The following is a 25,277-nucleotide window of genomic DNA, read 5'->3' as shown; positions in this document are numbered from 1 at the left end:
CGGCCCCGGCATCGAGAACCATGCAAAAGCAAAAGGGCGCAAGACCTGATGATCTTGCGCCCCGTTCCTCCCGCTTTTTAGCGGGTTGTCTTGCTGCGTTTGGCTTAGAAGCTTGCCGACAACGTCGCCACAAACGCGTCACCAGTGAAGACCAGATCACCATCAGGCTGGATCAAATCATTGGCTGCATCACCTTCGACGCCGATGTAGGCGGCGCTGATAGTGAAGGTATCATTGAGAGCGTAGTCAGCACTGACCGACCAATCGAAAGCCTCACTGTCATTCGTGAAGGTCAGGAAACCATCAGTGTAGCCGATGTGACCATTCAGCGTGATCGGCGTGTCCGGAATCCCAAAACTCACATCAGTATACAGGTAGAGGTTATCGGTATCGCCAAGCGAATCTTGATCGGGCGCGTAGGCGATGCCTGGTGTCACGGAAACAGAGGCGAGCGAGAAACTCAACGAGCCATAGAACTCGATGTAGTCAGTGTTACCAGCAACGCCTGGAGCATCCGGGAAAAGATAGTAGATCACCCCGACGTCGGTCGAAATACCTTCGCCGACATCGCCGCTCCAACCGCCGTAAAGGTCAACCTCGGTTGAACCAAAACCAACGGTCTGTTCGTCAATGTTGGACGCCCAGGTGCCGACATACAGGCCCGATGAGTGGCTGACATCAAAACCACCCTGGATAGCGAACTCGCCATCAGACAGCCCAACGCCCCGAAAACGGTATTCTGTCGCAAAAGCAACGTTGGCTGAGAAGCTCAGCCCGCTTTCACCAGCCACCTTGTTCGCTTCAGCCTCATTAATCGGCTCGATTGCGCGATCAGAGGTGGAGAGAACTGGCTTGGCATCAAGCGCAGCCGAAGCTGCGACAAGCTCTTCATTCACGATGGTTGTTTCGCCAGCAGAGGATTCTTCGGCGAAGGCTGGTGCTGCAGTAACAAGCAGTCCCATAGAGAGGGTTGCAGCCGAAAGGCCGCGGATGGACGTGAGCATTACAACTTCCTTTGATAATGTTGTTGCTTCGTCCCACCTGCACGCTCGTCGGCTGCTTGTTTATGACGCAGTCTCATCCGAACGCGACACAATCGTGCACATTTATGGTGCGCCGCACAAGACACTTTTGCACTATTTGGGTTATTGCAGCTTCACGATGCTCTCATTGTTGAGTTTGTGCATCACTCATTATGGTGGAGCTAAACCCATTGCGGAACAAAGATCTGCGGGTGAGTTGCCGTTCCGACAAGGCAGAACTAAGCTGTTACAGTTTCCGAACCCCGAGGGTTTCTCGTAACAGACAAAATAGAAAGCATTCACCCGCCAGGGTGCCAAAACAAGTCATGTTTGATGCGATTCGTTCTTTCTTTAGGCCCCGCCCCAACACTCTGCTGCCGGCGGTCCCTGAAGGCGAGCGCTACTATTTGATTGGAGATATTCACGGGCGTCTCGACCTGTTCAAAGCCATGGTCGCAGCCATAGAAGAAGACGAAGCAGCGCGGGCAGGAAAGGACACGCAAGTTGTCTTGCTTGGTGATTTGGTCGACCGTGGACATGACAGCGCAGGCGTCGTGAACCTGGCGCGGCATTGGCAAACCCAACGCGTGGTTCGCGTTCTGGCAGGAAATCACGAGCAAATGATGCTCGATGCGTTCAAGAAGCCAGAGTTTTTGCGCCATTTCCTAAAGCACGGCGGACGCGAAACACTGCTTTCCTACGGACTTTCCAAAAAGCAGTTCAATACGATGAGCTTAGATGAGCTTTTTGAGGCACTCCCACAACTCATCTCCCAAGCAGAACGGGACTACATAGCAACCTTTGAAGATTACATCGTCGCAGGCGATTACCTCTTTGTGCACGCCGGAATTGATCCTGCCGCGCCGATCACCGAACAGAAGCGCAGTGATCTCTTGTGGATCCGCGATCGCTTTCTTAGCCATGAGGGGCCGTTAGATAAGGTGGTGGTGCACGGTCACACTATCTTCAACAAGGTCATGGATTGCGGCAATCGGATTGGCATTGACACTGGTGCTTTTCGTTCAGGTGTGCTTAGCGCGCTTGTACTTGAAGGCGACCAGCGGCGGATTATTCAAACGATCCAAAGCGATGGCGGACCGGTTGAGGTTTTCCATGGCGGACGAGGGCAATAGTCTGCTCTGAGTATCGCTGTAATCAAGCAGGCTTTGGGAGATGCGGCCTGCCAAGCAAGAACAAGTTTTGACCCAAGGGACATAGACGATGAAAATTGCAATGGTGGGGTCCGGCTACGTTGGGCTCGTTTCGGGAGCTTGTTTTGCCGATTTTGGCCATGACGTGGTCTGCATCGACAAGGATCAGGGCAAGATCGACCGGCTCCATGATGGCGTAATGCCGATATACGAACCCGGTCTCGACAGCCTGGTAGAAAGCAATGTCAAATCTGGCCGTTTGTCGTTCACAACATCGCTTGCTGAAGGGATCAAAGACGCAGCTGCCATCTTCATCGCGGTCGGCACCCCAAGCCGCCGCGGCGATGGCCATGCAGATCTGTCATTTGTCTATGCCGTTGCCCAAGAGATCGGTGAGCACTTGGCCAATGAAGCTGTGATTGTGACCAAGTCCACTGTGCCCGTTGGCACTGGTGACGAGGTGGAACGTATCTTGGCCAACAGCGGAACTGCCCATCGGTTCGCTGTGGTTTCAAACCCGGAGTTCCTTCGCGAAGGGGCAGCGATTGGCGACTTCAAGCGGCCAGATCGGATCGTCATCGGAGCAGAGGATGATTTTGGCCGCGATGTTATGAGCGAAGTCTACCGCCCGCTATTCCTGAATGAATCGCCCCTTCTGTTTACCTCGCGCCGCACCAGCGAGCTGATAAAATATGCCGCAAACGCATTCCTTGCGACCAAGATCACCTTTATCAATGAGATGGCTGATCTCTGCGAGAAGGTAGGCGCCAATGTTCAAGATGTGAGCCGCGGCATCGGCATGGACAATCGTATCGGTGCCAAGTTCCTCCATGCAGGACCAGGCTATGGCGGTTCTTGCTTCCCAAAGGACACGCTCGCTCTCCTCAAGACAGCAGAAGACTATGATAGCCCGACGCGCATCGTGGAGGCGGTGGTCAATGTGAACGACAGCCGAAAACGCGCCATGGGTCGCAAAGTACTTGATGCATTAGGTGGTGCCGACGTTGCTCGCGGCAAAAAAGCGGCGCTTTTGGGTCTGACGTTCAAGCCTAACACTGACGACATGCGCGATTCACCGGCGATTGCGGTTGCCCAGACCCTGACTGATGCAGGTGTTCTGGTATCGGCCTATGATCCAGAAGGGATGGAGCAGGCTCAGCCGCTTATGCCAGAGGTCAAAATGTGCACCGATCCATATTCAGCAATCGAAGGCGCGGATGCTACTGTTATCGTGACAGAGTGGGACGCGTTTAGGGCGCTCGATCTTGCGAGAGTGAAAGGTCTGGCTAACGCACCGGTCCTGGTCGATTTGCGCAATATTTACACGCCAGAAGACGTTCGCTCTCGCGGATTTACCTATCACAGCATCGGGCGCCAGTGATTCGAAATTTGCCAAGCTTTGCGGAATCTTAGTCCCGTAATGGGACGCTTTTCTGGCGTTTCGGCTTTAGGAAGGCTGCTTATTCGGTAGGCCGTGCCAAAAAGTTACTGAAACGTAAAATTTTGTCTTGGGAAACCCCCTGATTCTCTGTAGCTTCCGGTTAGGGGAAACTACATATGCAAAGGGGCAATTCATGAAAAATCGTATCCTTCTTTCTGGCGCGGGCTGCATGGCTCTTGCCGGAGCTCTTGCCGCATCACCTGCATACGCTTCAGGCGGAAACGCAGATGTTGCAAGCAGCGAGGCCGAAACCGACGAAGTCTCATTCCGACTGGAAACGGAAAGCGAGTCTGAAGACGCCGGCTCACCAGGCGCGACCAGCAGTATGTCGCCGCTGAACACGTTTTCGGGTATCGACACCTTCGAATTCGCAGGCAATCTCGACACGATTGGCGACTTCCGAACCGCTCGCACTGACAACGGTTTCATTGGTTCGATCGTCGACCCGGAACAGCGCCTCCTTGTTCGTGATGACGTAGGCGTGGACTTTGGTGATCCGGACAACATTGCGCCATATGCGGTGCATATCTTCCAACAGGTCAACACAGGTCCCGATGCTGGCGGCATCTTCTTCAACTGCTCAGGCAGTGTGATCAACCCGCGTACGATTTTGACGGCTGCACACTGTGTGAATGGCAGTGACGGTCCGATTGCGACAACGTCTTCGGAAACCTACGGCCTGCCAGGCCAAGCCGACACAACATTGGTGATCTCGACAGGCCAAGAAAGCTTTACCCGTCTGATCACCTACGCTCAGACGGGCGCAGGTTACAATGAAGGCGGTTCGGCTTTGAGCACGGACGTCGTCATTCACCCAACCGCCAATCCGGATAATACCGGTCTTGGTTTCCCTTGGGCGGATATCGCGCTGGTCGCCGTTGACCAACCGATCCTCGACGTTCCTTCCTTGTCACTACTTCTTTCACCTTTGGCCCAGACAACCCACGTTCTTCAGGTAGGCTATGGTACTAACGGAACCGGTCTCACTGGCGGGACCAACGCCGGAAGCCGCTTCCTTCGCCGGGTGGGTGAAAATATGCTGAGCCTTAATGGCAGCCTTGGCGATTTCATCGGAGGTGTCTTCTCTGATTTTGCCCCGGCAACCCAGACAATTGGTTCAGTAAGCCAAAACTACTATTGGACTGATTTCGACAATCCGGACCGCACGCCTGAAGAACAGGCTGGCTGTGATTTCCCTGGCGGCACCATTTCTTGCGAATCTCTTGAGGCTGTCTTCGCAATTGACTTCTTCGATGGCGATGCTCTTCCAGGCGAAGTAGGCACAGGTCCAGGCGACTCAGGCTCTCCGCTTGTTGCTGACCAGATCGCAGAGTTCCCGCTTGCCATTGGCGTTCTTTCTGGTGGCTTCGACTTCTTTCAGCTTGGCGGCACCTACTCAGACGTAAGCTTCTACAACCCGCTGTATCCTTTCTTTGAGTTCATTACAGAGAACACTCCGTACAAGTATGTCTCTGCTAACGCTGGTGACGGCAACTGGTCAGATGCATCGCATTGGACACAGGATCTTGACCCTGGCTTCTTCATCCAAGATGCAAACGGCGACATCGTTAATGGCACTCCAACCGGAAACGAGCCTGGAATCACGGCCGCAGATGGTAAGTTCGGCAATGTGCTTGGTGGCGATATCTCGGGCAATACAACCGCGATCACCCCTGGATTTGAAGGCATTCCAATCGCGCTTCCAGAAAGCTCTGCGCTGCTTGGTCCGGGTTCAACCGGCTTTGTTCCTCAGAACACTGACGGCACCGTTGGAGTGGCATTCGCAAATCCTGCACAGTACTTCGAAGTTCATCTGAACAACGAAGGACGCACTACGGTCGACCTCGACGTTGAGATCGACAAGCTGGTTGTGAACAATGCCGATGCGGAGGTCTTTGTTGACTCGCCGTTCAGCTTCACAACCATCCAAGACATCGAGCAGTTTGGCGGACTTGTGGAAGTCGATGGTACGGTGAACACTCCGTTCTACCTGCTGGTAAGCGGTGAGATTGCCGGTGACGGTGGTACAATCAACACCAATGCGTTGCTAAATGGCAGTGGCTTGCTCAATGCAGGTGGCTTCGGTTCGTTTGGTTCCATGACAATCAATGGTGACTACCTCCAAACATCGACAGGTTTCCTTCTGTCGGAGTTCAGCCGTGGTCGTCGCCGCACTATCAACTCTGACGTCTACAATGTGTCAGGCGCGGCATTGCTTGGGGGCACCCTTTTGGTTGCTACAACCGATCGTCGTCCTCGCTTCGGCACGGAATACACCGCGCTGACAGCTGGCGCGATTGACGGAACCTTTGATGAGACTGTGCTTTTGAGCAACTCTGCAACTCTGCAAGCTGAAAGTCGCGTTGAAGGCAATGAAGTGATCGTTGAGATCACCGCTCGGAGCCTTCGCACCCTTATGGGTCGCGGAAGCAGGATGGAATCGCTCGGCGGTGCTCTAGATACGATGCTCAAGAACAACTATGCTGAATTTGCAGGTCTGTTCGACGTTATTCATAGCGCAAGCTTTGAAACTCTCGGAGCAACCCTGAGCTCGCTCACGCCAGTGAACGCCTTCAATCAGACGTTCACCGCTAACTCGTTCTCGCACCGCTTCACTGGCCAGATTGCTCAGCGCACTCTGTCGCTTCGTGACGGCTCGCGAGCTGCTGGTGGCTTCACCGCTGCAGGTAATGCGAGCTTTGCGATCGCTGGCGGTGCACCTGCTGAGGTTGGCAAGATCGGCATGTTCGGCACTGCATCTGGCATCTACCGCAACGGCGGTCAGCTCCAGCAGAGCGTGCTCGGCAATGGAACGGCAGGGTTCGGTGCCTTTGGCATCAATGGCCAGACCATTGGCGAAGTCGGCGCGAACGCGTTCGAGCAGGCTGCCCTTAGCCAAGCTGGTGAGATTACCGTTGGTGCTGACGTGGCATTGAGTGAAGGCTTCAGCTTTGGTGTTGCGGTGTCCAACATTCGAAACAGCCAGCTGGCACTCGCGGGTACTCAGCCGCAAGAAGACAACAGCCGCTCAGTCGCAATCTACGCGACGTACAGCGACGGTGGTCTCTTCGCCGATGGTTATGCCGGTACTGCTGATCAGCGTCTTGGCGTGAACCGTCAGTCTGCTGGAGAGTTCCGCACCGCTTATGAGAACGCAATCGGCCAATCTGATGGCGATCAAGTCTTCGGCGGTGTTCGCCTTGGCTACGCTTTCGATATTGCTGAGGGCTTCGAAATGGGCCCTGTGGCGAGCATGGACTATCTCAACAACCGCATTGGTGCGTTTGAAGAGACAGGTGCTGGCGCATTTGGCCTGAATGTCAACGAGCGTACCTTCACCTCGCTCGGTGCGAAGGTCGGCGCCATGGCTAGTGTGGACATCATGGCATCTGAGAAGAACGCGCTTCGTGCGTTCGGTTCGGTGGCTTATGCTCGTGAGCTGGGCGACACTGAAGACGTTGTCACAGCGCACTTCTTCGGCGCTTCTGACACACCGTTTGCAATCACCAACGCACTCGACCCTGAGTGGGTGAGCGTCAATGCGGGTGCCGAAATGCTGCTGGGTAACAACTTCTCAGCAACGATCTCGGTCACCTCAGACATGGGCCGCGGCGTTCTTTCGAATGACCAGGCGCAAGCTTCACTGAGCTGGCGCTTCTAAGCCTCCAACAAAAGCCTTGGCTGTAACAAGCGCCGGGCCTTGCCATTAAGCAAGGCCCGGCGTTTTTGTTCTCTATCAATGTGTAACGGACCAGCGCCAGAGCGCGAACAATCGGTATCAGGGAATTAGGAAGGGTTTTTGTGGCCGCAACATTAGACATTCTGACATCGCTTTTCGTATTCGTTATCGGCCTGGTTGCCTTGTCGCTGATCGTGCTGTTTTTTGTCGACCGCTATCAGACAAGTGACACGGTGCGTCGCAACTATCCGATCATCGGAAGGATGCGTAACATCCTGTCCGAGCTTGGTGAATTCTTCCGCCAATATTTCTTCGCCATGGACCGCGAGGAAATGCCCTTCAACAGAGCCCAGCGCGAGTGGGTCAATGAAGCCTCACAAGGCGATTCAACCAATGTGGCCTTTGGTTCGACCCGTAATCTTGAACCGGTAGGGACACCAATTTTCGTCAACTGCCCCTGGCCTGTATTGGAACGCGACAGCGTTACCTCCAATCCCATGCGCATTGGCGAAGGGGCCGCACGCATTCCCTACGATGCACCTTCCTTTTTTAACATTTCAGGCATGAGTTATGGGGCGCTTTCAACGCCAGCTGTGCGTGCACTCTCAAACGGTGCGGCCAAAGCGGGCTGCTGGATGAATACTGGCGAAGGCGGGCTTTCGCCCTACCATCTTGAGGGCGGCTGCGACATCGTCTTCCAAATCGGCACCGCCAAGTATGGTGTGCGCGATGATGAGGGCAATCTCTCGGATAAGAAGCTTCGCGAAGTCGCCTCCCATGAACAGGTTCGGATGTTCGAACTCAAGCTGTCGCAAGGCGCCAAGCCAGGAAAGGGCGGTATCTTGCCAGCTGGCAAGGTGAATGAGGAGATCGCGAGCATCCGAGGCATTCCCGTGGGCGAAGCGTCGATTTCTCCCAATCGCCATCATGACATCGGCAGCAATGAAGAACTGCTCGATCAAATCGCTCACATTCGCGACGTCACCGGCAAGCCGGTGGGCTTCAAGACTGTGATCGGTGCCTACGGTTGGCTTGAGGAGATGTTTGATGAGATCAACCGTCGTGGTCCCGAATGCGCGCCTGACTTTATCACCGTCGACAGCGGCGATGGCGGGACCGGGGCTGCGCCGCTCCCGCTTATGGATAATGTCGGCCTGACGCTGCGGGAGGCGCTCCCCATGCTCGTCGACCTGCGTGACAAGGCAGGCCTCAAAGACCGCATTAGGATCATTGCAAGCGGCAAGCTGATCACGCCAAGCGAAGTCGCGTGGGCGTTGTGTGCGGGCGCTGATTTCACCATCTCGGCGCGCGGCTTCATGTTCGCATTGGGCTGCATCCAGGCGATGAAGTGCAATAAGAACACATGCCCCACCGGGATTACGACCCATGACCCCGCGCTTCAACGCGGTCTCGACCCCGCGAACAAAGCTGTGCGGGTGGCCAACTTTGTTCAGCAAATGCGCAAGGAGATAGGTGTCATCGCTCACAGTGTCGGCGTGCCCGGCCCTCGCAGGATGAAGCGTTTCCATGTTCGGCTCGTTTGTGCTGATGGACGCTCACGCCCACTGGATGAGCTATACCCACCGGTAGAGCAAACCACCGACGCTGCCTGAGCTACAGAGTTCGAACCGCAAATATCAGGGGGCGTCATAAGCCGGGTTCTGTCTCTACGACCGGTATCTGTTCGACCAGCGCCGCAGCGGCAACCATTCATCTGGGCGACCTGTTGCCAGGTGCGCTCAAGCAGCCAACCCGGATCTCCTCAGGGCGAAACACCCCTGCCCAATCACAAGACAAAGCCTTGCGGTGAGCACGAGACCCCTATTTGGCCTTGCTCCGGGTGGGGTTTGCCATGCGAGCGCTGTTGCCAGAGCCCCGGTGCGCTCTTACCGCACCCTTTCACCCTTGCCTGTACTTGGACACGCGGCCCGAGCCATCGGCGGTATGCTCTCTGTGGCACTTTCCCTAAACGCACGCCCGAAGACGCGCACCCGGCGGGCGTTACCCGCCACCCATGTTTCGTGGAGCCCGGACTTTCCTCGCATACTCGAAAGCACACGCGGCTGCCTCAGCCCCCTGATGGGTGAGGCCTTAGCCGCATGTGCCAGCGTAGGGAACCCTTACCAGTTTTGATCAGCCTTCAGTGCCGCCAAGGTTCTCCAGCGATTCATCAGGAGCGATAAGCCCCCAAATAACGGCCCCAATTGCCGCCCCTGCCAACGGCGCGATCCAGAACAACCAAAGCTGCGGCACGGCGGCCGTCTCTGAATAGAATGCAACGCTGGTCGAACGCGCAGGATTAACCGAGGTATTGGTCACAGGGATCGAGATGAGGTGGATCAACGTGAGCGCCAAGCCAATTGCGATCGGTGCAAAGCCAGCCGGTGCCTTTGATGATGTCGCCCCCAAGATGACGATCAGGAACCCTGCTGTCAAAACGATCTCTGCCACAAGGGCAGCAGTCATAGAATATCCGCCCGGTGAAAGCTCACCATATCCGTTGGAAGCAAAGCCGCCAGGTTCAAAGCCCGGCGCACCACTCGCAATGACATAGAGCATTCCGGCAGCGGTAAAGGACCCCAACAATTGCGCCGCCCAATACGGAGCAAGTTCGCCCCATGAAAAGCGCTTACCAATCGCCAATCCCAATGAAACCGCCGGGTTAAAGTGACCACCCGAAATACCGCCAACAGCATACGCCATCGTCAGAACAGTTAAGCCAAAGGCTATCGAAACGCCGACAAACCCAATGCCGAGTTCGGGAAAAGTAGCCGCAAGCACGGCGGATCCGCATCCCCCGAACACCAGCCAGAACGTCCCTACAAATTCTGCTCCGAGTTTCTTCAACATAGTCAATCCCTCCCAGATATTGTCTTATTCAACGATTAGAGCACATTCTCCCATGTGATGCTGTGAGCATTTGTAAATTGAACGCGTGCCACAGTTGATCATCGCGCCAGTCCCTGATCGCGCTCCAGCAGCAATTGCCACAAAATCGCGCCCAATTGCGCGTCAGGCTTGCCTTCGATCCTCTCTGGCCGCCAGCGACGCTCAAAGGCCTCAATCGCCTTGCGACCCTCAGTGATGTCATAGCCAAAACGCTCAAGCGCCAGGATGAAGGCACCATCATTGTCGAATGGATCAGCCTGCTCAAACTTCGCCGGTGTGGACAGACATAGCTCGTATTCCGACAAGCGTTCCCATGGGAAAAGTTCGCCCGGATCCACCTTGCGCATCGGGGCTACATCGGAATGCCCCACCACATTGGTCCGCGCGATATCGTGATCTTTGACGATCCGAGCTACCAAGGGTACCAAAGCCTCAAATTGCGCCTCTTCAAAGCCGCGATATCCGCCGGCGTGACCCGGATGGTCTAACTCAATCCCGATGCTGGCCGAGTTCACATCCTTGATCCCACGCCAGTAGGAAGCACCCGCATGCCAGGCCCGCTTGGCCTCGCTGACCAGTTGGATCACTTCGCCCGCTTCGGTGATGAGGTAATGTGCGGAGACACCGGCTTCACGATCAGTCAGCCGATCAAGCGCGGTCTCCACTGGCTTCATTTCAGTGTAATGGATCACCAACATGCTGATCGGCAGTTTGCGATCATTGCAATTGGGCGAAGGTTCAACACGGTGAACCAGCTCGCTCACCTCCATATCGCGCCAATCACCTGATGGCGCATCCTTTGGAGGTATAGGGCTCACCCAATCATGCCCTCTGGCTCGGGGAGAACCGCGCCGAGCACCAGCGCACCATCCGTCAGAGCAAACTGCAATCCACCGCCCATGTCCTTGGCCAGCAAGGCAATCATATGAGCGGCGGCCGTCCGGCTTGTGATTTCGGATTCCGGAAGTTCGCCCTGAAGCGTTTGTCCAATTGTCTCGTCAAAAGCGAGTTTCTCTGCTGTAGCACGTGCGACGATTTCGACATTCCCTCCGGTGCGCTCTGCCCCGATGTCGAGAGTGCCGCCCCGAACCAGCGCATCGAGCGCGATTTGCGCGAGATTGAGCATAACCTTCACCGCGGCTTTCGGCAGTTTTGCATCTGAAAGTGCCCAGTTCAGCTCAACCCGTTTGGCATCGGCTGCCAGAGAACCGATCACTTCCTGTGCTTCTTCGACCGGCACATATTCACCAAATCCGCCCGCTGCGCCAAAGGCCAGTCGGAAGAACTTAAGCTTATCGGTGCTGGTCTTGGCGCTTTGCTCGAGCAGCTCGACACAGCGTTTCTGCATCTCTGGATCGGTTTCATCGGCCAGCAACTCTATCCCGTTGGATAGAGCGCCCACAGGCGACAACAAATCATGGCAAAGGCGCGAACATAAAAGCGCGGCGAGATCAGTCTGAGAAGTCATGGAAGCCGGTGAACCCTTTTCCGGTTTGAGACACTTGAGACACTGTCTAAGACCAAAAAACCTCCGGGGCCACCGTTGGTCGAAACTGTTCCACTAGAGTGGTACAAAAAACGGCCATTTGTTCGGTGCATGGGACCAATCTTATTCCGCCGTTACGCTGTAGGAAAGCGGTTCAAATCCCTCCGGAGCATCGCGCCAGAATTTCACCTCATTTTCCCCCAAAATTGCCCAGATCCTGCCGTCTCGCGCGGCCATATCCTGATCCATGACCGAGGGGGTAGCCTGTCCATTGGGGTGCGAATGGAAATAGCCTTGGATTTGCGCGCCCCCAGCACGCTCCGAACGATGCGCGTCGATCAGCGCTTGCGGATCGATTTCGAAGTGAGTTTCAGGGGTCGGATGCACATTGGCCGCTTCAGCAAATTGCGTGATCTGCGCACCCTCACCCAACAAAATCCCGCAGGCTTCGCGAGGGTATGCTTTGCGAGCTGAGCGGTGAAGTTCGCCCAATACCCCCTCCCACATCACAATCACCCTTTCCCCGCTCGTCCTGAGCCCTTCGGCCGACTCAGGAGGAACCTTGTCGAAGGACCGTTTTTCCTTTCTAGCGGTGGTCATGGCGTTCTGGACCTACATTCTGCATTGCCGCGGGGGTGCGTTTTACACCGGACACACCGATGACTTGGAACATCGCCTCGCCCAGCACAAGGCTGGAGAGGGATCACAGTTTACTGCCGAACGGTTACCGGTTGAGTTGGTCTGGTCGGGTGAGTTTGGTTCGCGGCAAGAGGCGTTTGAGTTTGAGCGACGGGTAAAGGGGTGGTCGCGGGCCAAGAAGCTCGCACTGGTCCGTGGTGATTGGGATGCCGTGTCAAAGCACGCCAAAAGTAAGAGCAGTCCTTCGACAAGCTCAGGACGAGCGGAAGGACATTTTTTTGATACCCTCGGAACCGCTCATCCTGAGCTTGTCGAAGGATCGCACTTTTCTCTTCAGAGCACTCAAACGGAGATCACAGGCACAATCACTGCCCCTGCCCGGCTCGACAAAGCCCTTGCTGACGCGACGGAGTTTTCGCGGGCGCGTGTTCAAGCCTTGATCGCTGAGGGCCGGGTAGAATTGAACGGCAAACCTGCGATGTCTGCCAGCGCAAAGGTGGCCGAGGGCGCGCCATTTCGCATCACCGTGCCCGCCGCCGTCGAACCAGAAGCAAAACCGCAGGATATCCCGCTCGATGTGACGTTCGAGGATGAGCATCTGATTGTCATCAACAAACCTGCTGGCATGGTGGTTCACCCTGCCGCGGGCAATCCCGACGGTACTCTGGTCAATGCGCTGCTTCATCACTGCGGCGGTTCTCTATCCGGCATCGGGGGCGTGGCTCGTCCCGGCATCGTCCACCGCATTGATAAAGACACCTCAGGGCTGCTCGTCGTTGCCAAGTCCGATACCGCACACGAAGGTCTCGCTGCCCAATTTGCTGAACACTCGGTGCATCGGCGCTATTTGGCTGTCTGTGGAGGCCACCCAGCTCCCGCAAAAGGCACAATTGACGAGAAACTGGGCCGTTCGGACGCAAACCGAAAGAAAATGGCTGTGCTCACAAAGAATTCCTCACGCGGGAAACACGCCATTACCCATTACAAGATACTCGAACGGTTGGATTCGAGTTCACTGATCGAGTGTCGCCTCGAAACCGGCCGTACCCACCAGGTGCGCGTTCACTGTGCATCAATCGGTCATTCGCTATTAGGAGATCAACTCTACGGAAAGACGCCGAAGTCCCTGAAACCGCTGCTTTCTGAGCTGAATTTCGCTCGACAGGCATTACATGCTGCCGAGCTGGGGTTTATTCACCCCATTAGCCAAGAAGTGATACGGTTTGTCGCGGATTTACCTGCAGACATGAGGGAACTAATCGACGAACTTAGCCGTTCTAATCGATGAATTGCGCTGCAAAGGGCGCATTTTTCGCATATATGTAACCAAGTGGCCCGTAACTCCGGATGCCCATTAGGGGTCCGGCAATAGAGGTCGACGCAAGAAAGGTTGGAAAAAACGTGAGCACTAAAGCAGCAGTTCCGGCGCTGAGCGGCGAGCAAAGCCTCAATCGCTATCTGTCGGAAATCAAAAAATACCCCGTGCTGACCGCTGAGCAGGAATATATGCTCGCTAAGCGGTATGAGGAGCACGAAGATCCCGAAGCCGCCTCGCAGCTGGTGTCTAGCCACCTGCGTCTCGTCGCGAAAATTGCGATGGGCTATCGTGGTTATGGCCTGCCCGTCTCGGACCTCATTTCCGAGGGGAATGTGGGCCTGATGCAAGGCGTCAAGAAATTCGAAGCCGATCGCGGCTTCCGCCTCGCGACCTACGCAATGTGGTGGATCAAAGCGAGCATTCAGGAATATATCCTGCGCTCGTGGAGCCTTGTCAAAATGGGCACCACCGCGGCTCAGAAAAAGCTGTTCTTCAACCTTCGCCGGATGAAGAAACAACTCGAAGCCTATGACGATTCCGATCTGCACCCGGATGACGTGACCAAGATCGCGACCGATCTGGGCGTGCCAGAGCAGGAAGTCGTCAACATGAACCGCCGGATGATGATGGGCGGCGATGGCTCGCTCAACACCCCCATGCGCAATGGCGAAGAGGGTGCGGGTGAATGGCAGGATTGGCTAACTGACGATGGCCCGCTTCAGGACGAGACGGTTGCCGACGCCGAAGAGGCCCATGTGCGCCACGAAATGCTGGTTGAGGCGATGGACTCGCTTAATGAGCGTGAGCAGCACATCCTGACCGAGCGCCGGCTGACAGAAAGCCCACAGACTTTAGAAGAGCTCTCACAGGTTTACGACGTCAGCCGTGAGCGTATCCGCCAGATTGAAGTGCGCGCTTTTGAAAAACTGCAAAAAGCTATGCAGCGGATCGCAGGTGATCGGCTGATGCCGGGAATGGCGTAAGCTCTATTCCGGCAGTCGCTCCAATAGCGCATCAAACGCAGAAACATCGAAGCGCCGGGGGTTTTCCTCCGGCGCTTTGTTTTTGAGCTCCGCTAGCAACGTCTCCTTCTCTGGAAAATCCCATCGGATCCTTCCCGGAAAGACCTCCGACATCGCGCCAAACCAACGAATCAAATGCGGCTGCAAAGCGAGATGCTGTTCGAAATTCTCGCGCCTTCGTGTCGGGTCGCCTTCTTTCTGCGCGCGGGCCACCGATGGTTCGATGCGCTTGACCAAATACAGGTCCGCAAATCCAAGCCTACTGCTAGCAATCGCCTCGCGAACAAAGACCCGCGCATTTGCAAACTTGTCTGGCCAAGGAAAACCAGCACGCGCCATGCACCATGAATAGTGGATCTTCATCGGATCGGTATCGCAGACCGCGATTCCATGCTCGCGCTCGATCTCCAGTGCCATCTGAAACTTACGCACGTTGTGCTCCACCCAAAAGTGCGCGTGCTCATCAAGGCTCGCGCTTGCATCTGGCAAGTCACCTTTCACCGGGATTTCGGGCACCCATCGACCTTCGCCAAACTGGCGCGCATAAGTGGTCTTTCCAGCAGCGCTAATCCCCTCAATGACGACGATCATTGGATATCACTCCCTCAGCCTGCAAAAGTCATCGCCCATCGCCATGTTTAGTACGACCCGGTATTCTTCGAGCCGTGCGTGGCCTTCGCTCACAAGGCCAAAAACCGGATCGACGACCTCCTCCAGCGGCACAAAGGCCACGGGGCAAGAGACCGGCACCAATTGCGAGCCCTTGCCCACCTGAAGCGTTGAGAGCAGGCCAAACATGCGCTGCTCTCGCGTGGCTCTACCGAGCATGATCATGCGATATTGGCCCGCTTCGGAGGTCATCAAATAGGTGTGACCCGACAGATGAGGCATGGAGACAAATCCTCCTTGCTCGAAGGTCGCGTCCAACCGATCGCTTTCTGAAAAGATCAGATGTCCCTTGGCGTCGTCCCAGCGAATATCGGTGCGATAGGCGTACACCGCGCCGTCCTCGCCAAAGCTGGCGCGCAAGGTCAGATACTCACCTTCGATCCAACGAACGGCCGGGCGCGAGTAGGAGCCCATTTCGGCCGGCGCGAGCATAGGACTTGCGACTGCAAGCTCGGGTTCAGCCACTGCGCTGCCCCGCAAAGAAGCGCCGAGCGCCTCTTCGAGCCGGACAATTGTGGCCAAGGTGAAGCGCCTGCGACCCGACAGTGCCTTTTCCAGCGTCGAGACTGAGAGCCGGGCGGATTGCGCCAAGCCAGCGCGCGAAATCCTTTGGCGCGCGATCTCTTCGCGCAGCCGCACCGCGACTACAGCGTCGTCAAATTCTCCAATCACACCCGCATATCCCATCGTTTCCTCCTCTTTTCCGCACCGATCCGGACAGATCCGCACATCCCATCACTGCCTCTCCACTCATCCCGCACAAAGCGGCGGAAATTGGCCTTTCTTGGCCGTGGTGCTCCGCAAAACGTTGCCGATATGGAGATAAGGAATTGAGATGAATGGAGGCTTACATGCGACGAATTGTGATGAAGATGGACGCATTCCCGAACCGGGATGCAGTTGTGGTGCTGGGAGTTCTGGGGATTCTGGCCTTGTTCGCGGTCACAGCAATGTCGCTGGGATCCCGTGCTGGCGCCAATCCAAGCGCTGCCGCGATACCATCACAAACATTGCCCAGAGCAGAACGAGCCAATTTCACTCCTTCCCCATCGGACGGCGGCCTTATGCTTCGCGGCACGAGCAGCGAAGGGATCGCCACAAGCGTGCCCGCTGTCCGACTGGGCACCGATATTGTCGCCAATGTCTCGGGCCAGACCGCCCGCGTGACGGTAACGCAGGCCTTCCGCAACACATCTGAGGAATGGATGGAGGCGACCTATCTCTACCCCCTTCCCGACAACGGCGCAGTAGACACTCTGCAAATGGTGGTCGGTGACCGCATCTTCTCAGGCAAGATCAAACCCAAGGAAGAAGCGAAGCAGATCTACGAAGAAGCAAAAGCAAACGGCCAGAAAGCGGGCCTTGTTGAACAGCACCGCCCCAATATGTTCCGCAACTCAATCGCAAATGTTGGGCCGGGTGAGACGGTCTTGGTGCAAATCGAGCTCCAGGCTCCGATCCAGCAGATCAAGGGCGATTACTCATTAAGAATGCCGCTGGTGGTGGGGCCGCGCTATGTCGCGGGTGGCGCTTCTGTCGGTAAAGGGGCCAGCGGTTCGCTTGCTCGCGCAGCCCTGCTTGCAGGCTCGAGCGACATACTGGCGCCGACAGCTGACCCGGCGATGGCGGCACGCGCAGGTGGAGGCCTTAATCCTGTTTCAATCACTGTAAACCTTGATCCTGGCTTCACCGCTGAGGCGATCTCCAGTCCCTATCACGCGGTCAATATCAAGGGCCAAGGTGACACGCGTACTGTGACGCTCAAAGACGGAGCCGTGCCAGCAAACCGCGATTTCGAGCTGCGCTGGAGCGCTGGGGGAGATGCACCGGAGCTTGGTCTGTTTAAGCAGAGCCACGGTGCGCTTGATTACGTGATGGCAACAATCACGCCGCCTAGCGCGGAGCGTAGAAGTGCCGAAGCTCCACCTCGCGAGATGATCTTCGTGATCGACAATTCGGGTTCGATGGCGGGCGACTCCATGCCTGCTGCTCGCCGCAGTCTGCTCTACGCGCTGGAAACGCTGCGTCCGCAGGATCGCTTCAACATTATCCGCTTTGACGACACTATGGACGAGCTGTTCGTGAGCGCCGTGCCCGCAAGTGATGAAAACATCGCGATTGGCAAGAGCTTTACGCACGGTCTCGAGGCGGAAGGCGGCACCGAAATGCTCCCTGCCTTGCAAGCGGCCTTAAGCGCTAAGACCAGCGAGACGCATCTGCGCCAAATCGTCTTTCTCACTGACGGTTCGCTCTCCAATGAGGCCGAGATGATGCGCGAGATCAGCCAAAACCGTGGCAAAGCCCGCGTCTTCATGGTGGGGATTGGCTCAGCGCCCAACACCTTCCTGATGCGCCGCATGGCAGAGGAAGGGCGCGGGACCTTCACCCATGTGGGCTATCGCGATGAGGCTGAATCGCAGATGCAGCGCCTGCTCGATCGACTGAGCAAGCCGGTGGCGACCAATCTTATCGCGAGAGTCTCTGGCGGCAATATCGACTTTGCCCCGCGCGATCTGCCTGACCTTTATGCGGGCGAGCCGCTGGTCCTGCTCGGCCGAACCAAACACCTCCAAGGCACTCTGACGGTGAGTGGCACAATTGAAGGTCAGCGCTGGTCGCAGAGCATCGATCTCTCACAGGCAAGCGAAAGCGATGTCGTCGCCAAGCTGTGGGCACGCCGTCGCATCTCGGAGGTCGAAGCCGAACGGTATTCGGGCGAGACCACATACGAGCGCGCGGACGCCTCGATTGAGGAACTGGGAATGGACTTCCACCTGGTCACCAGCCGTACGAGCTTGATCGCTGTCGATGAGACCCCAAGCCGCCCGGATGGAGCACGACTTGTCCGAGAGGAGCTGCCCTTGCTCTTGCCAGCCGGTTGGGACTTTGACCGCTTATTCGGCGCGCAACTTGCCGCAGTCAGTCGCGATCTTCCGGCCCGCGATCATGAAGAGCGTCAGCGGCTGGAGCTGCCCAATACTTCCACCGGCTATCGGCTTACGCTCGCGCTTGGCATTGCGCTGTTGATCGCGGGCTCAGGCCTGAGCCTGTGGTGGAGGAGAGAGCGGTTCGCGTATCGCGTCCAGGGTCAGCCTCTATCTCTGGGAGCGCTGTGATGCAGGTCGTTCTCTCCCCCTTTTCCATCCACCCGGAAGGGCGCGCGACAAAGAAAGGAGCCATGCATCGCGCCCTTCCTATTATGGTGATCGCAGCGCTGGTTTTGAGCGGCGCTGCGGTAACTGCGAAAGCGCTCTACATTCCGGTCAAGGCCGAGGTTGCGCAAGTCCTGCTGGAGCGCGCCTTTACAGCCAGCGTCGAAACCGGCGCCCCTGTCAAACCCTGGAGTTGGGCCGACACCGCACCGATCGCGCGTATTTCAGTCTCAAGGCTGGGTGCAAGCGATGTGGTGCTTTCAGGTGGATCGGGCGAAGCGATGGCCTTTGGTCCCAGCGCCTTGGTTGATGATCCATCGCGCGGACTCACAGTGCTTGCCGCTCACCGTGATACGCATTTTGAATATGTAAGGGACCTTCGCGCAGGGGATCAACTCACGCTCGAACGTATCGATGGGACGAGCGCCCGCTACCGAATCACCCATTTTGAAACGGTGCGCTGGGACGAATTCACGCACCCCCACGAAGGCTACAGTTATGGTGACGGGGGACTGCTGATGCTGACCACATGCTTTCCCTTTGGGACCAGTACGCCCGGACCGTTGCGACGCATAGTGTGGGCCGAGCGTATGGGGAGTGCCTAGCTCGCTGGTGCGAGGTCCAACACCGCCGCAATCATCGCGCGCGTGCCTAAGGTAACACTCGGACGTGGCGAAACCTTGAAGAGAGGCGAGTGATGGCTCGGCACAGCAGGTCCGCCATTCTCCGCCGCATCAAAGGCCGCCTGAGGGGTCCCTCCAACCGCAAAGTAGTATCCCGGTACACCCATGTCTTCCGCCACGAAATAGGAGAAATCCTCGGCGCCCATGCCTTGCTGCTTGAAGGGCATGAAATACTCCTCGCCCAGATCACGCTTGATCACATTGTTAAGGCGGCGTGCGAGCGTTGGATCATTGAATGTCACAGGCGTGCCCTCGCTGACCTTGACCTCAACCGGCATATCATCAGGAAGACCATGCGCTTTGCCGACATTGACCGCGATCCGCTCGATGCTTGCCAGCAACTGCTCGCGAACACGCTCATCATTGGCACGCACTGTGAGTTGCAGCTCGGCCAGGTCCGAGATGATATTGTGCTTGGAACCCGAGTGAAACGCTCCCACTGTTATGACGGCTGGCTGGAGCGGCTGCACTTCGCGGCTGACAATAGATTGCAGTGCGGTCACAATCTGTGAGGCGATATAGACCGGGTCGCGACCCGCATGAGGGCTCGCGCCATGAGCCCCGATGCCGGGCACTTTGATATCAACGCTGTCCGCACTTGAATACTGAATGCCCTCCGCCGCTGACACTTTGCCGGTCGGCAGCACCGAAGCGACGTGAAAAGCGAGTGCATAGTCAGGCGTGCCGAACCGCTCATAAAGGCCGTCTGCCAGCATGGCTTTTGCCCCGCCGACGCGTTCTTCAGCTGGTTGAACAATGAACATGATCGTGCCGGACCAGTTGTCTTTCATCTCAACCAGCTTGCGCGCTGTGCCCACAAGCGAGGTAATGTGCACATCGTGCCCGCAAGCATGCATCACTGGATATTCGACACCGTCCTGACCAACTTGCGTCGCCATGGATGCATATTCGAGTCCTGATTTCTCCTGCACAGGAAGCCCGTCCATATCCGCGCGGATCAGGATCAGTGGCCCCTCCCCGTTTTCCAGCATCCCAACAACACCGGTGCCACCGACACCTTCGGTCACCTCAACGCCGGCATCGCGCAGTTCCTGAGCCATGCGCGCTGCGGTTTCATTCTCAAGGAAAGAGAGCTCAGGGTTCTCATGAAAATGCACGAAAAGCGGCGCGAGATAACCGTCATAATCGGCCTCAACTGCGGCCTTGATTGCGTTATGATCGACCGCGTGATTATCCGCCATCGCTGTCGCAGATGAAGCAGCCATTGCGAGCGCAATCGCGGCGGTGGTTGTGCGAAGTAGGTTCATTATGTCTTCCCCGAAAAGCTTTTCACCCATCAAGCACGCCGTGCCAGCCAGAGCAAGCCTGTAGAAGCGCATTTGCACCTGCCAGCACCGCTCTCTAAATGCGATGCACAATGAAACGCATTGGCATATTCACTCTCCGCATTTTGGCACAGATCATCCTTTGGTTCGTCGGTGTGAGCCTTTTTCTGGTGATCGCCTTTAAATGGATACCCGTACCCATCACCGCGACCATGGTGATGGACGAGAACTCAATCACGAAGGATTGGGAAAGCCTCGACAATATCGACCCGAACCTCGTCGCGGCGGTTATCGCTTCGGAGGACGCAAGGTACTGCGAACACTGGGGGTTTGACACCGAAGCCATCGAGAAAGCCGCCCGTGAGAACGCCAAAGGCGGACGGATCAGGGGCGGCTCAACCATCAGTCAGCAGACCGCCAAGAACGTCTTTCTGTGGCAAGGTGGCAGCTATTTTCGCAAAGCTCTCGAAGCCTGGTTTACCTTCTGGATTGAGGCCGTCTGGGGCAAGCAACGGATCATCGAGGTCTATCTCAATGTCGCCGAAACCGGGATCGGGACCTATGGCGCAGAGGCCGGGGCACAGCGCTATTTCGGTCGCTCGGCCGCGCGCCTTTCGCCCGATGAGGCAAGCCGCATGGCGGTTGCCCTTCCCTTGCCTAAAAAACGCGCGGTAAAGAACCCAAGTGGCTGGCTCGCCCGGCATGGAAACCGAATTGAACAAAGCATCGCTGTCGTAAAGCGCGAAGGCCTCGACGGATGTGTGTACGATTAGGAACCAATTCCAACTTCACTCGTCCCAATTGCATTTGGTGCAAGGATTGACCTTGACCAGCCGCAATGTTCAAGGGACGAGCAGTGAGGGACATTCATATCGTGCAACATAAGAAAGTCTGGCCAGACACATCGGTTTGCTGCGCATTCTCGGCACCGGTAGTGGAGCGAGTGCGCTGATGGCTGATGGCAGAACTGACCCTGCGGCGGATATCGCACGCGAACGCTTACGAGCAGCAATGGCGCGTTTGGCGGATGGCGACAGCGCGGCCCTGGAGGAAATATATCAGGCAACACGCGTGAAGCTTTTTGGGGTTTGTCTGCGTATATTAGGTGACAGGAAAGAAGCAGAAGACGCATTGCAAGACGTTTACATCAATCTTTGGCAAAAGGCCGACCGGTACGATCCGGAGAGAGCGAGCCCGATTTCGTGGCTGGCCACCTTTGCGCGCAACCGAGCGATTGATCGTCTCCGCACTGGCAAAGTGCGCGGCGGAGCGGTGCCGGTAGAAGAGGCTCTGCCCTTGCCTGATAGCTCCCCGCTTGCTGATGTCTTGATGGTTGACGTCGAGCAGAACGCGCAAATTCATGCTTGTATTCAAGGGCTTGATGAGCGCACGCAGAATCATATCCGTAGCGCATTCTTCGATGGCTTCACTTATGCCGAACTGGCCGAGCGCGCTGACGTACCGCTCGGCACGATGAAGAGTTGGATCCGCCGCGGCCTGCAAAAGCTGCGCGCCTGTTTGGAGGCGAGTGAAGCGGCATGAGCACTGAAGACACCCCCTTCGACGATAGAGAGCGTGACGACGCGATGAAAGCTGCCGAGCACGCACTGGGCCTGCTTGAAGGTGAAGAGCTGCTCGCTTCACGTGGGAAGGCTGCGAGCGATCCTGAATATGCCGCGCGCAAAGCGTGGTGGAATAACTGGTTTGCGCCTTGGACTGATGAGGTTGCGCCCGCCGAACCCAGCGATGCGGTTTGGGCGCGCATTGAGGCTCAAATCAATGGGTCACAGCCCAATCTGGCGGCGAATGACGATGGTGACATTGCATCCAATGTGGTTGATCTGGCCTCGCGGTTGCGCCGCTGGCAATGGACCGCCGGGATTACCTCGGCAGCAGCCGCCTTAATGCTAGCCGTAATGGTGTTCAGCCCTGGCGGTGAACCGAGATCTGTTGTTCCTTCGACCAATGGCACTGTGCTCGCTGCGGCCAACCCACTTATTGCGCAAGTGCCCATCGGCGATACCGGCCTTCGCCTTGATGTCACCTATATCCCTGAAAGTGAACGGCTTTTGGTGGGGGCAATCGGGCTCATCGCTGATGGTGTCCACGATCATGAACTCTGGTTGGTCCCCGCAGATGGCAGCGCGCTGCAGAGCCTGGGAGTTGTAGTGCCTGGAGAGGTTCTTAGCCAAGAATTAGCTCAGGAGATCACAGCCAATATGGGTGACGGGGTCGGACTTGTCCTGACGCGTGAGCCTATCGGCGGCAAACCCGAGGGCGTTGATGCCGGCCCAGTTGTGGCCGAAGGCGCGTTCAACCAAGTCTGATTGCGCAAAAACGACTGCCGAAACCCCTGATTTCTGCGGGTTTGCGCAATTTTCACAAAAATTTTTCGGCACATGCATCCGCGGGGGAAAGCCTTGCGTAATTTTCAATGCAAGACTGGGAGGGCTTGCACAAACTGGAGAATTCCGATGTCAATGATCCCTAAGACCTTCCGTACCGTTCTTCTCGCAGGTGCCGCCGCAACTACCGGCTTTGTAGCCATGGGGACCGCTCCCGTTGCCGCGCATAAGCAGCGTGCCGCTGAAGCACCAAACATTGTTCAGACCGCGCAAAGCACCGGCGTGCACAACACCCTCGTTGCGGCTGTTACCGCAGCGGACCTCGCCGGAACTTTGTCGAACCCGGGCCCCTTCACCATTTTCGCACCGACCGACACCGCATTTGCGAAGCTTCCGGACGGTACAGTCAGCACTCTGTTGAAGCCTGAAAACAAGGGCACTCTCACCAATGTACTCGTCTATCACGCAGTTTCAGGCTCCGTTACTTCGGACGACCTTGTTCACCTGATTAACCGTCACGGCGGCGAAGCGACAATCGAGACGCTTGCTGGCCAAAAGCTCACTGCGCGCCTTTCAGGCGAAAACATCATCATCACCGATGCCAAGGGCCGTGCAACAGCCGTGACTACCGCCAATGTGCAGACCTCAAACGGCATCATCCACGTGACTGATGGGGTGTTCCTGCCTGCCTAATCGGCCGGCACCGTACATACCCAAGCACCCGCAAGCGCCTCTTTCCGTCCCCCTCCCTAATTGAAGAGGCGTTTGCATCCGCCCCGCCTGGCTCATCGTTCCCGAGCCGGGCGGGGTTTTTGTAAGAGCACACATCATGGTGTTTGCATCCCGCGCTCTAGCGTTGGGTATCTTCTGTATCGGCAATCCCAGCTAGAAACCCCATCAAGAGCTGAGCAAGGGGGAAGAACACGGCAAGCCGCCCACAATACAGCCGCTGCTAGGCCGTAGAGCATTGCTCTGAAGCCACTGCTTTCGCCGTAGAGAGCCTCGAGCACTACCAATGGTATAATCAGCAAGCCAATCGCTGGAACGGACCAACAGAGCGTCTTTGAAAGGCGCGACTGTAGCGAACGGAAGCGGCGCATGGCCAACAAAGCGGTCACACAAAGGCTCAGAAATGCGAAAAATGCGGCTGTGAAGAGCTCTTGCTCAGCCACCTGGACGACTTTCCTAGGCCGCCTCTTCTTTCGCCTCTTCGCTGCCGTGGACGCGGATCGGGTTCTTCTTGCCCTCTACCACATCTTCGTCGATCACGATCTCCGTCACACCTTCCATATCGGGAAGGTCAAACATCGTATCGAGCAGAATACCCTCAACGATTGAGCGAAGTCCGCGAGCGCCCGTCTTGCGCTTGATTGCGCGTTCGGCGATGGCTTTGAGCGCTTCCTCGGTGAAAGAGAGCTCGACATCTTCAAGCTCGAAGAGCTTCTTATACTGCTTCACCAGAGCGTTTTTCGGCTCTTTGAGGATCGTCACCAGCGCATCGACATCAAGATCGTGCAGAGTTGCGATGACCGGCAAACGGCCGACGAATTCTGGGATGAGACCAAACTTGAGCAGATCCTCCGGCTCACTCTTTTCAAGGAGTTCGCCAATGCGGCGTTTTTCAGGATCAGCAACATGCGCGCCAAACCCGATGGAACGCTTCTGCAAACGGTCCGCGATGATCTTGTCCAGACCAGCAAAGGCGCCACCGCAGATGAAGAGAATGTTGGTTGTATCCACTTGCAAGAATTCCTGCTGTGGGTGCTTACGACCACCTTGTGGAGGCACGGACGCGGTTGTGCCTTCCATCAGCTTCAGCAAGGCCTGTTGTACGCCCTCACCCGATACATCGCGGGTGATTGAGGGGTTTTCCGCCTTGCGGGTGATCTTGTCGATCTCATCAATGTAAACAATGCCGTGCTGAGCTTTCTCGACGTTATAGTCAGAGGCCTGGAGCAGCTTGAGAATGATGTTCTCAACGTCCTCACCTACATAACCCGCTTCGGTCAGTGTGGTTGCATCCGCCATAGTGAACGGCACATCAAAGGTGCGCGCAAGCGTTTGTGCGAGTAGTGTCTTACCCGTGCCGGTTGGGCCAACGAGCAGGATGTTGGACTTCGCCAGCTCAACTTCGCCCGCTTTGCCCGAATGCTTGAGACGCTTGTAGTGGTTGTGAACCGCAACCGAGAGATTGCGCTTGGCCGAAGCCTGACCGATCACATAATCGTTGAGCGTTGCAAAGATTTCAGACGGGGTTGGAACCTCGCCCTCTTTCTTGCCAGCGATGCCCGCTTTGGTCTCTTCGCGGATGATGTCGTTGCACAGTTCAACGCACTCATCGCAGATGAATACGGTGGGGCCAGCGATAAGCTTGCGCACCTCATGCTGCGACTTCCCACAGAAGCTGCAATAGAGAGTACTTTTGCTGTCAGTTCCGCTCAATTTGGTCATTCCTAATAATCCTCAAATCTGGATTGGGCGGCCTCAAGACCAAC

General features: G+C 56.5%; 21 protein-coding genes, 1 other RNA gene and 1 pseudogene. 13 read left to right on the top strand and 10 right to left on the bottom strand.

Going from position 1 to position 25,277, the window contains the following annotated elements:
• Positions 1-104: 104 nt before the first annotated feature.
• A complete protein-coding gene (locus tag Q0778_RS13750) occupies positions 105-1,004 on the bottom strand; it encodes a TorF family putative porin (protein ID WP_298336841.1) in 900 nt (299 codons plus the stop codon).
• Between the two features lie 344 nt (positions 1,005-1,348).
• Here Q0778_RS13750 and Q0778_RS13745 point away from each other — a divergent pair, with 344 nt between their 5' ends.
• The 4 genes from Q0778_RS13745 to Q0778_RS13730 all read left to right on the top strand — a co-directional run bounded on the left by Q0778_RS13745 (position 1,349) and on the right by Q0778_RS13730 (position 8,906).
• Positions 1,349-2,155, top strand: coding sequence for a metallophosphoesterase family protein (locus Q0778_RS13745; protein WP_298336839.1), 807 nt, complete (start codon positions 1,349-1,351; stop codon positions 2,153-2,155).
• A gap of 88 nt (positions 2,156-2,243) precedes the next feature.
• Positions 2,244-3,554 carry a UDP-glucose/GDP-mannose dehydrogenase family protein gene (locus Q0778_RS13740; RefSeq protein WP_298301498.1) on the top strand — a complete coding sequence of 437 codons (1,311 nt, stop codon included), beginning with the start codon at positions 2,244-2,246 and terminating at the stop codon, positions 3,552-3,554.
• A 193-nt stretch (positions 3,555-3,747) separates the two neighbouring features.
• Positions 3,748-7,275, top strand: a complete 3,528-nt coding sequence (locus Q0778_RS13735; RefSeq protein ID WP_298336837.1) for an autotransporter domain-containing protein — start codon at positions 3,748-3,750, stop codon at positions 7,273-7,275.
• A 140-nt stretch (positions 7,276-7,415) separates the two neighbouring features.
• The gene (locus Q0778_RS13730; RefSeq protein ID WP_298336835.1) at positions 7,416-8,906 is read left to right on the top strand and encodes an FMN-binding glutamate synthase family protein; all 1,491 of its coding nucleotides are present in this window, start codon (positions 7,416-7,418) and stop codon (positions 8,904-8,906) included.
• Positions 8,907-8,927: 21 nt separating this feature from the next.
• On the opposite strand, the gene rnpB is transcribed toward Q0778_RS13730, so the two are convergent.
• The 5 genes from rnpB to Q0778_RS13705 form a co-directional block, all read right to left on the bottom strand.
• An RNA gene (gene rnpB, locus Q0778_RS13725) (RNase P RNA component class A) lies at positions 8,928-9,372 on the bottom strand.
• 54 nt (positions 9,373-9,426) lie between these two features.
• Positions 9,427-10,143, bottom strand: coding sequence for an aquaporin Z (gene aqpZ, locus Q0778_RS13720; protein ID WP_298301492.1), 717 nt, complete (start codon positions 10,141-10,143; stop codon positions 9,427-9,429).
• A gap of 98 nt (positions 10,144-10,241) precedes the next feature.
• Entirely contained in the window at positions 10,242-10,952 is a 711-nt protein-coding gene (locus tag Q0778_RS13715) for an N-acetylmuramoyl-L-alanine amidase (RefSeq protein ID WP_298337691.1), read from the bottom strand.
• A 44-nt stretch (positions 10,953-10,996) separates the two neighbouring features.
• Positions 10,997-11,650, bottom strand: a complete 654-nt coding sequence (locus tag Q0778_RS13710; protein WP_298336833.1) for a histidine phosphotransferase family protein — start codon at positions 11,648-11,650, stop codon at positions 10,997-10,999.
• Between the two features lie 141 nt (positions 11,651-11,791).
• Entirely contained in the window at positions 11,792-12,268 is a 477-nt protein-coding gene (locus tag Q0778_RS13705; protein WP_298336831.1) for a M67 family metallopeptidase, read from the bottom strand.
• Between Q0778_RS13705 and Q0778_RS13700 the strand changes: the two are divergent.
• The 3 genes and pseudogenes from Q0778_RS13700 to rpoH form a co-directional block, all read left to right on the top strand.
• A pseudogene (locus Q0778_RS13700) lies at positions 12,267-12,476 on the top strand (GIY-YIG nuclease family protein); the annotation flags it as partial. The gene Q0778_RS13705 and the pseudogene Q0778_RS13700 overlap by 2 nt on opposite strands.
• A gap of 183 nt (positions 12,477-12,659) precedes the next feature.
• Positions 12,660-13,595 (top strand): RluA family pseudouridine synthase, encoded by a 936-nt coding sequence (locus tag Q0778_RS13695; protein ID WP_298337688.1) that lies wholly within the window; start codon positions 12,660-12,662, stop codon positions 13,593-13,595.
• Positions 13,596-13,654: 59 nt separating this feature from the next.
• Positions 13,655-14,608: an RNA polymerase sigma factor RpoH gene (gene rpoH, locus Q0778_RS13690; RefSeq protein WP_298336829.1), complete on the top strand. Its 954-nt coding sequence runs from the start codon at positions 13,655-13,657 to the stop codon at positions 14,606-14,608.
• 3 nt (positions 14,609-14,611) lie between these two features.
• Here rpoH and Q0778_RS13685 read toward each other — a convergent pair whose 3' ends face one another.
• A complete protein-coding gene (locus Q0778_RS13685) occupies positions 14,612-15,238 on the bottom strand; it encodes a hypothetical protein (protein ID WP_298336827.1) in 627 nt (208 codons plus the stop codon).
• Between the two features lie 6 nt (positions 15,239-15,244).
• Entirely contained in the window at positions 15,245-16,003 is a 759-nt protein-coding gene (locus tag Q0778_RS13680; protein ID WP_298336825.1) for a helix-turn-helix transcriptional regulator, read from the bottom strand.
• Between the two features lie 164 nt (positions 16,004-16,167).
• Here Q0778_RS13680 and Q0778_RS13675 point away from each other — a divergent pair, with 164 nt between their 5' ends.
• Positions 16,168-18,432 (top strand): marine proteobacterial sortase target protein, encoded by a 2,265-nt coding sequence (locus Q0778_RS13675; RefSeq protein WP_298336823.1) that lies wholly within the window; start codon positions 16,168-16,170, stop codon positions 18,430-18,432.
• 62 nt (positions 18,433-18,494) lie between these two features.
• Positions 18,495-19,073, top strand: coding sequence for a sortase (locus tag Q0778_RS13670; protein ID WP_298336821.1), 579 nt, complete (start codon positions 18,495-18,497; stop codon positions 19,071-19,073).
• On the opposite strand, the gene Q0778_RS13665 is transcribed toward Q0778_RS13670, so the two are convergent.
• Positions 19,070-20,419 carry an amidohydrolase gene (locus Q0778_RS13665; RefSeq protein WP_298336819.1) on the bottom strand — a complete coding sequence of 450 codons (1,350 nt, stop codon included), beginning with the start codon at positions 20,417-20,419 and terminating at the stop codon, positions 19,070-19,072. The two genes, Q0778_RS13670 and Q0778_RS13665, sit on opposite strands and share 4 nt — an antisense overlap.
• A 110-nt stretch (positions 20,420-20,529) precedes the next feature.
• Between Q0778_RS13665 and mtgA the strand changes: the two genes are divergently transcribed.
• The 4 genes from mtgA to Q0778_RS13645 all read left to right on the top strand — a co-directional run bounded on the left by mtgA (position 20,530) and on the right by Q0778_RS13645 (position 23,475).
• Positions 20,530-21,210 (top strand): monofunctional biosynthetic peptidoglycan transglycosylase, encoded by a 681-nt coding sequence (mtgA, locus tag Q0778_RS13660; protein ID WP_298336816.1) that lies wholly within the window; start codon positions 20,530-20,532, stop codon positions 21,208-21,210.
• Between the two features lie 178 nt (positions 21,211-21,388).
• On the top strand, positions 21,389-21,979 hold the full coding sequence (locus Q0778_RS13655) for a sigma-70 family RNA polymerase sigma factor (protein ID WP_298336814.1): 591 nt from the start codon (positions 21,389-21,391) through the stop codon (positions 21,977-21,979).
• Complete coding sequence (locus tag Q0778_RS13650) at positions 21,976-22,764, top strand: anti-sigma factor (protein WP_298336812.1); 789 nt, start codon at positions 21,976-21,978, stop codon at positions 22,762-22,764. Before Q0778_RS13655 ends, Q0778_RS13650 begins: the two co-directional genes overlap by 4 nt.
• Before the next feature lie 147 nt (positions 22,765-22,911).
• Entirely contained in the window at positions 22,912-23,475 is a 564-nt protein-coding gene (locus Q0778_RS13645) for a fasciclin domain-containing protein (RefSeq protein ID WP_298336809.1), read from the top strand.
• A gap of 492 nt (positions 23,476-23,967) precedes the next feature.
• Here Q0778_RS13645 and clpX read toward each other — a convergent pair whose 3' ends face one another.
• A complete protein-coding gene (clpX, locus tag Q0778_RS13640) occupies positions 23,968-25,233 on the bottom strand; it encodes an ATP-dependent Clp protease ATP-binding subunit ClpX (protein WP_298336807.1) in 1,266 nt (421 codons plus the stop codon).
• Positions 25,234-25,277: the final 44 nt, after the last annotated feature.

Source organism: uncultured Erythrobacter sp., assembly GCF_947502395.1.
Classification (GTDB): domain Bacteria; phylum Pseudomonadota; class Alphaproteobacteria; order Sphingomonadales; family Sphingomonadaceae; genus Erythrobacter.
This window is presented reverse-complemented; position numbering and strand designations above follow the sequence as displayed.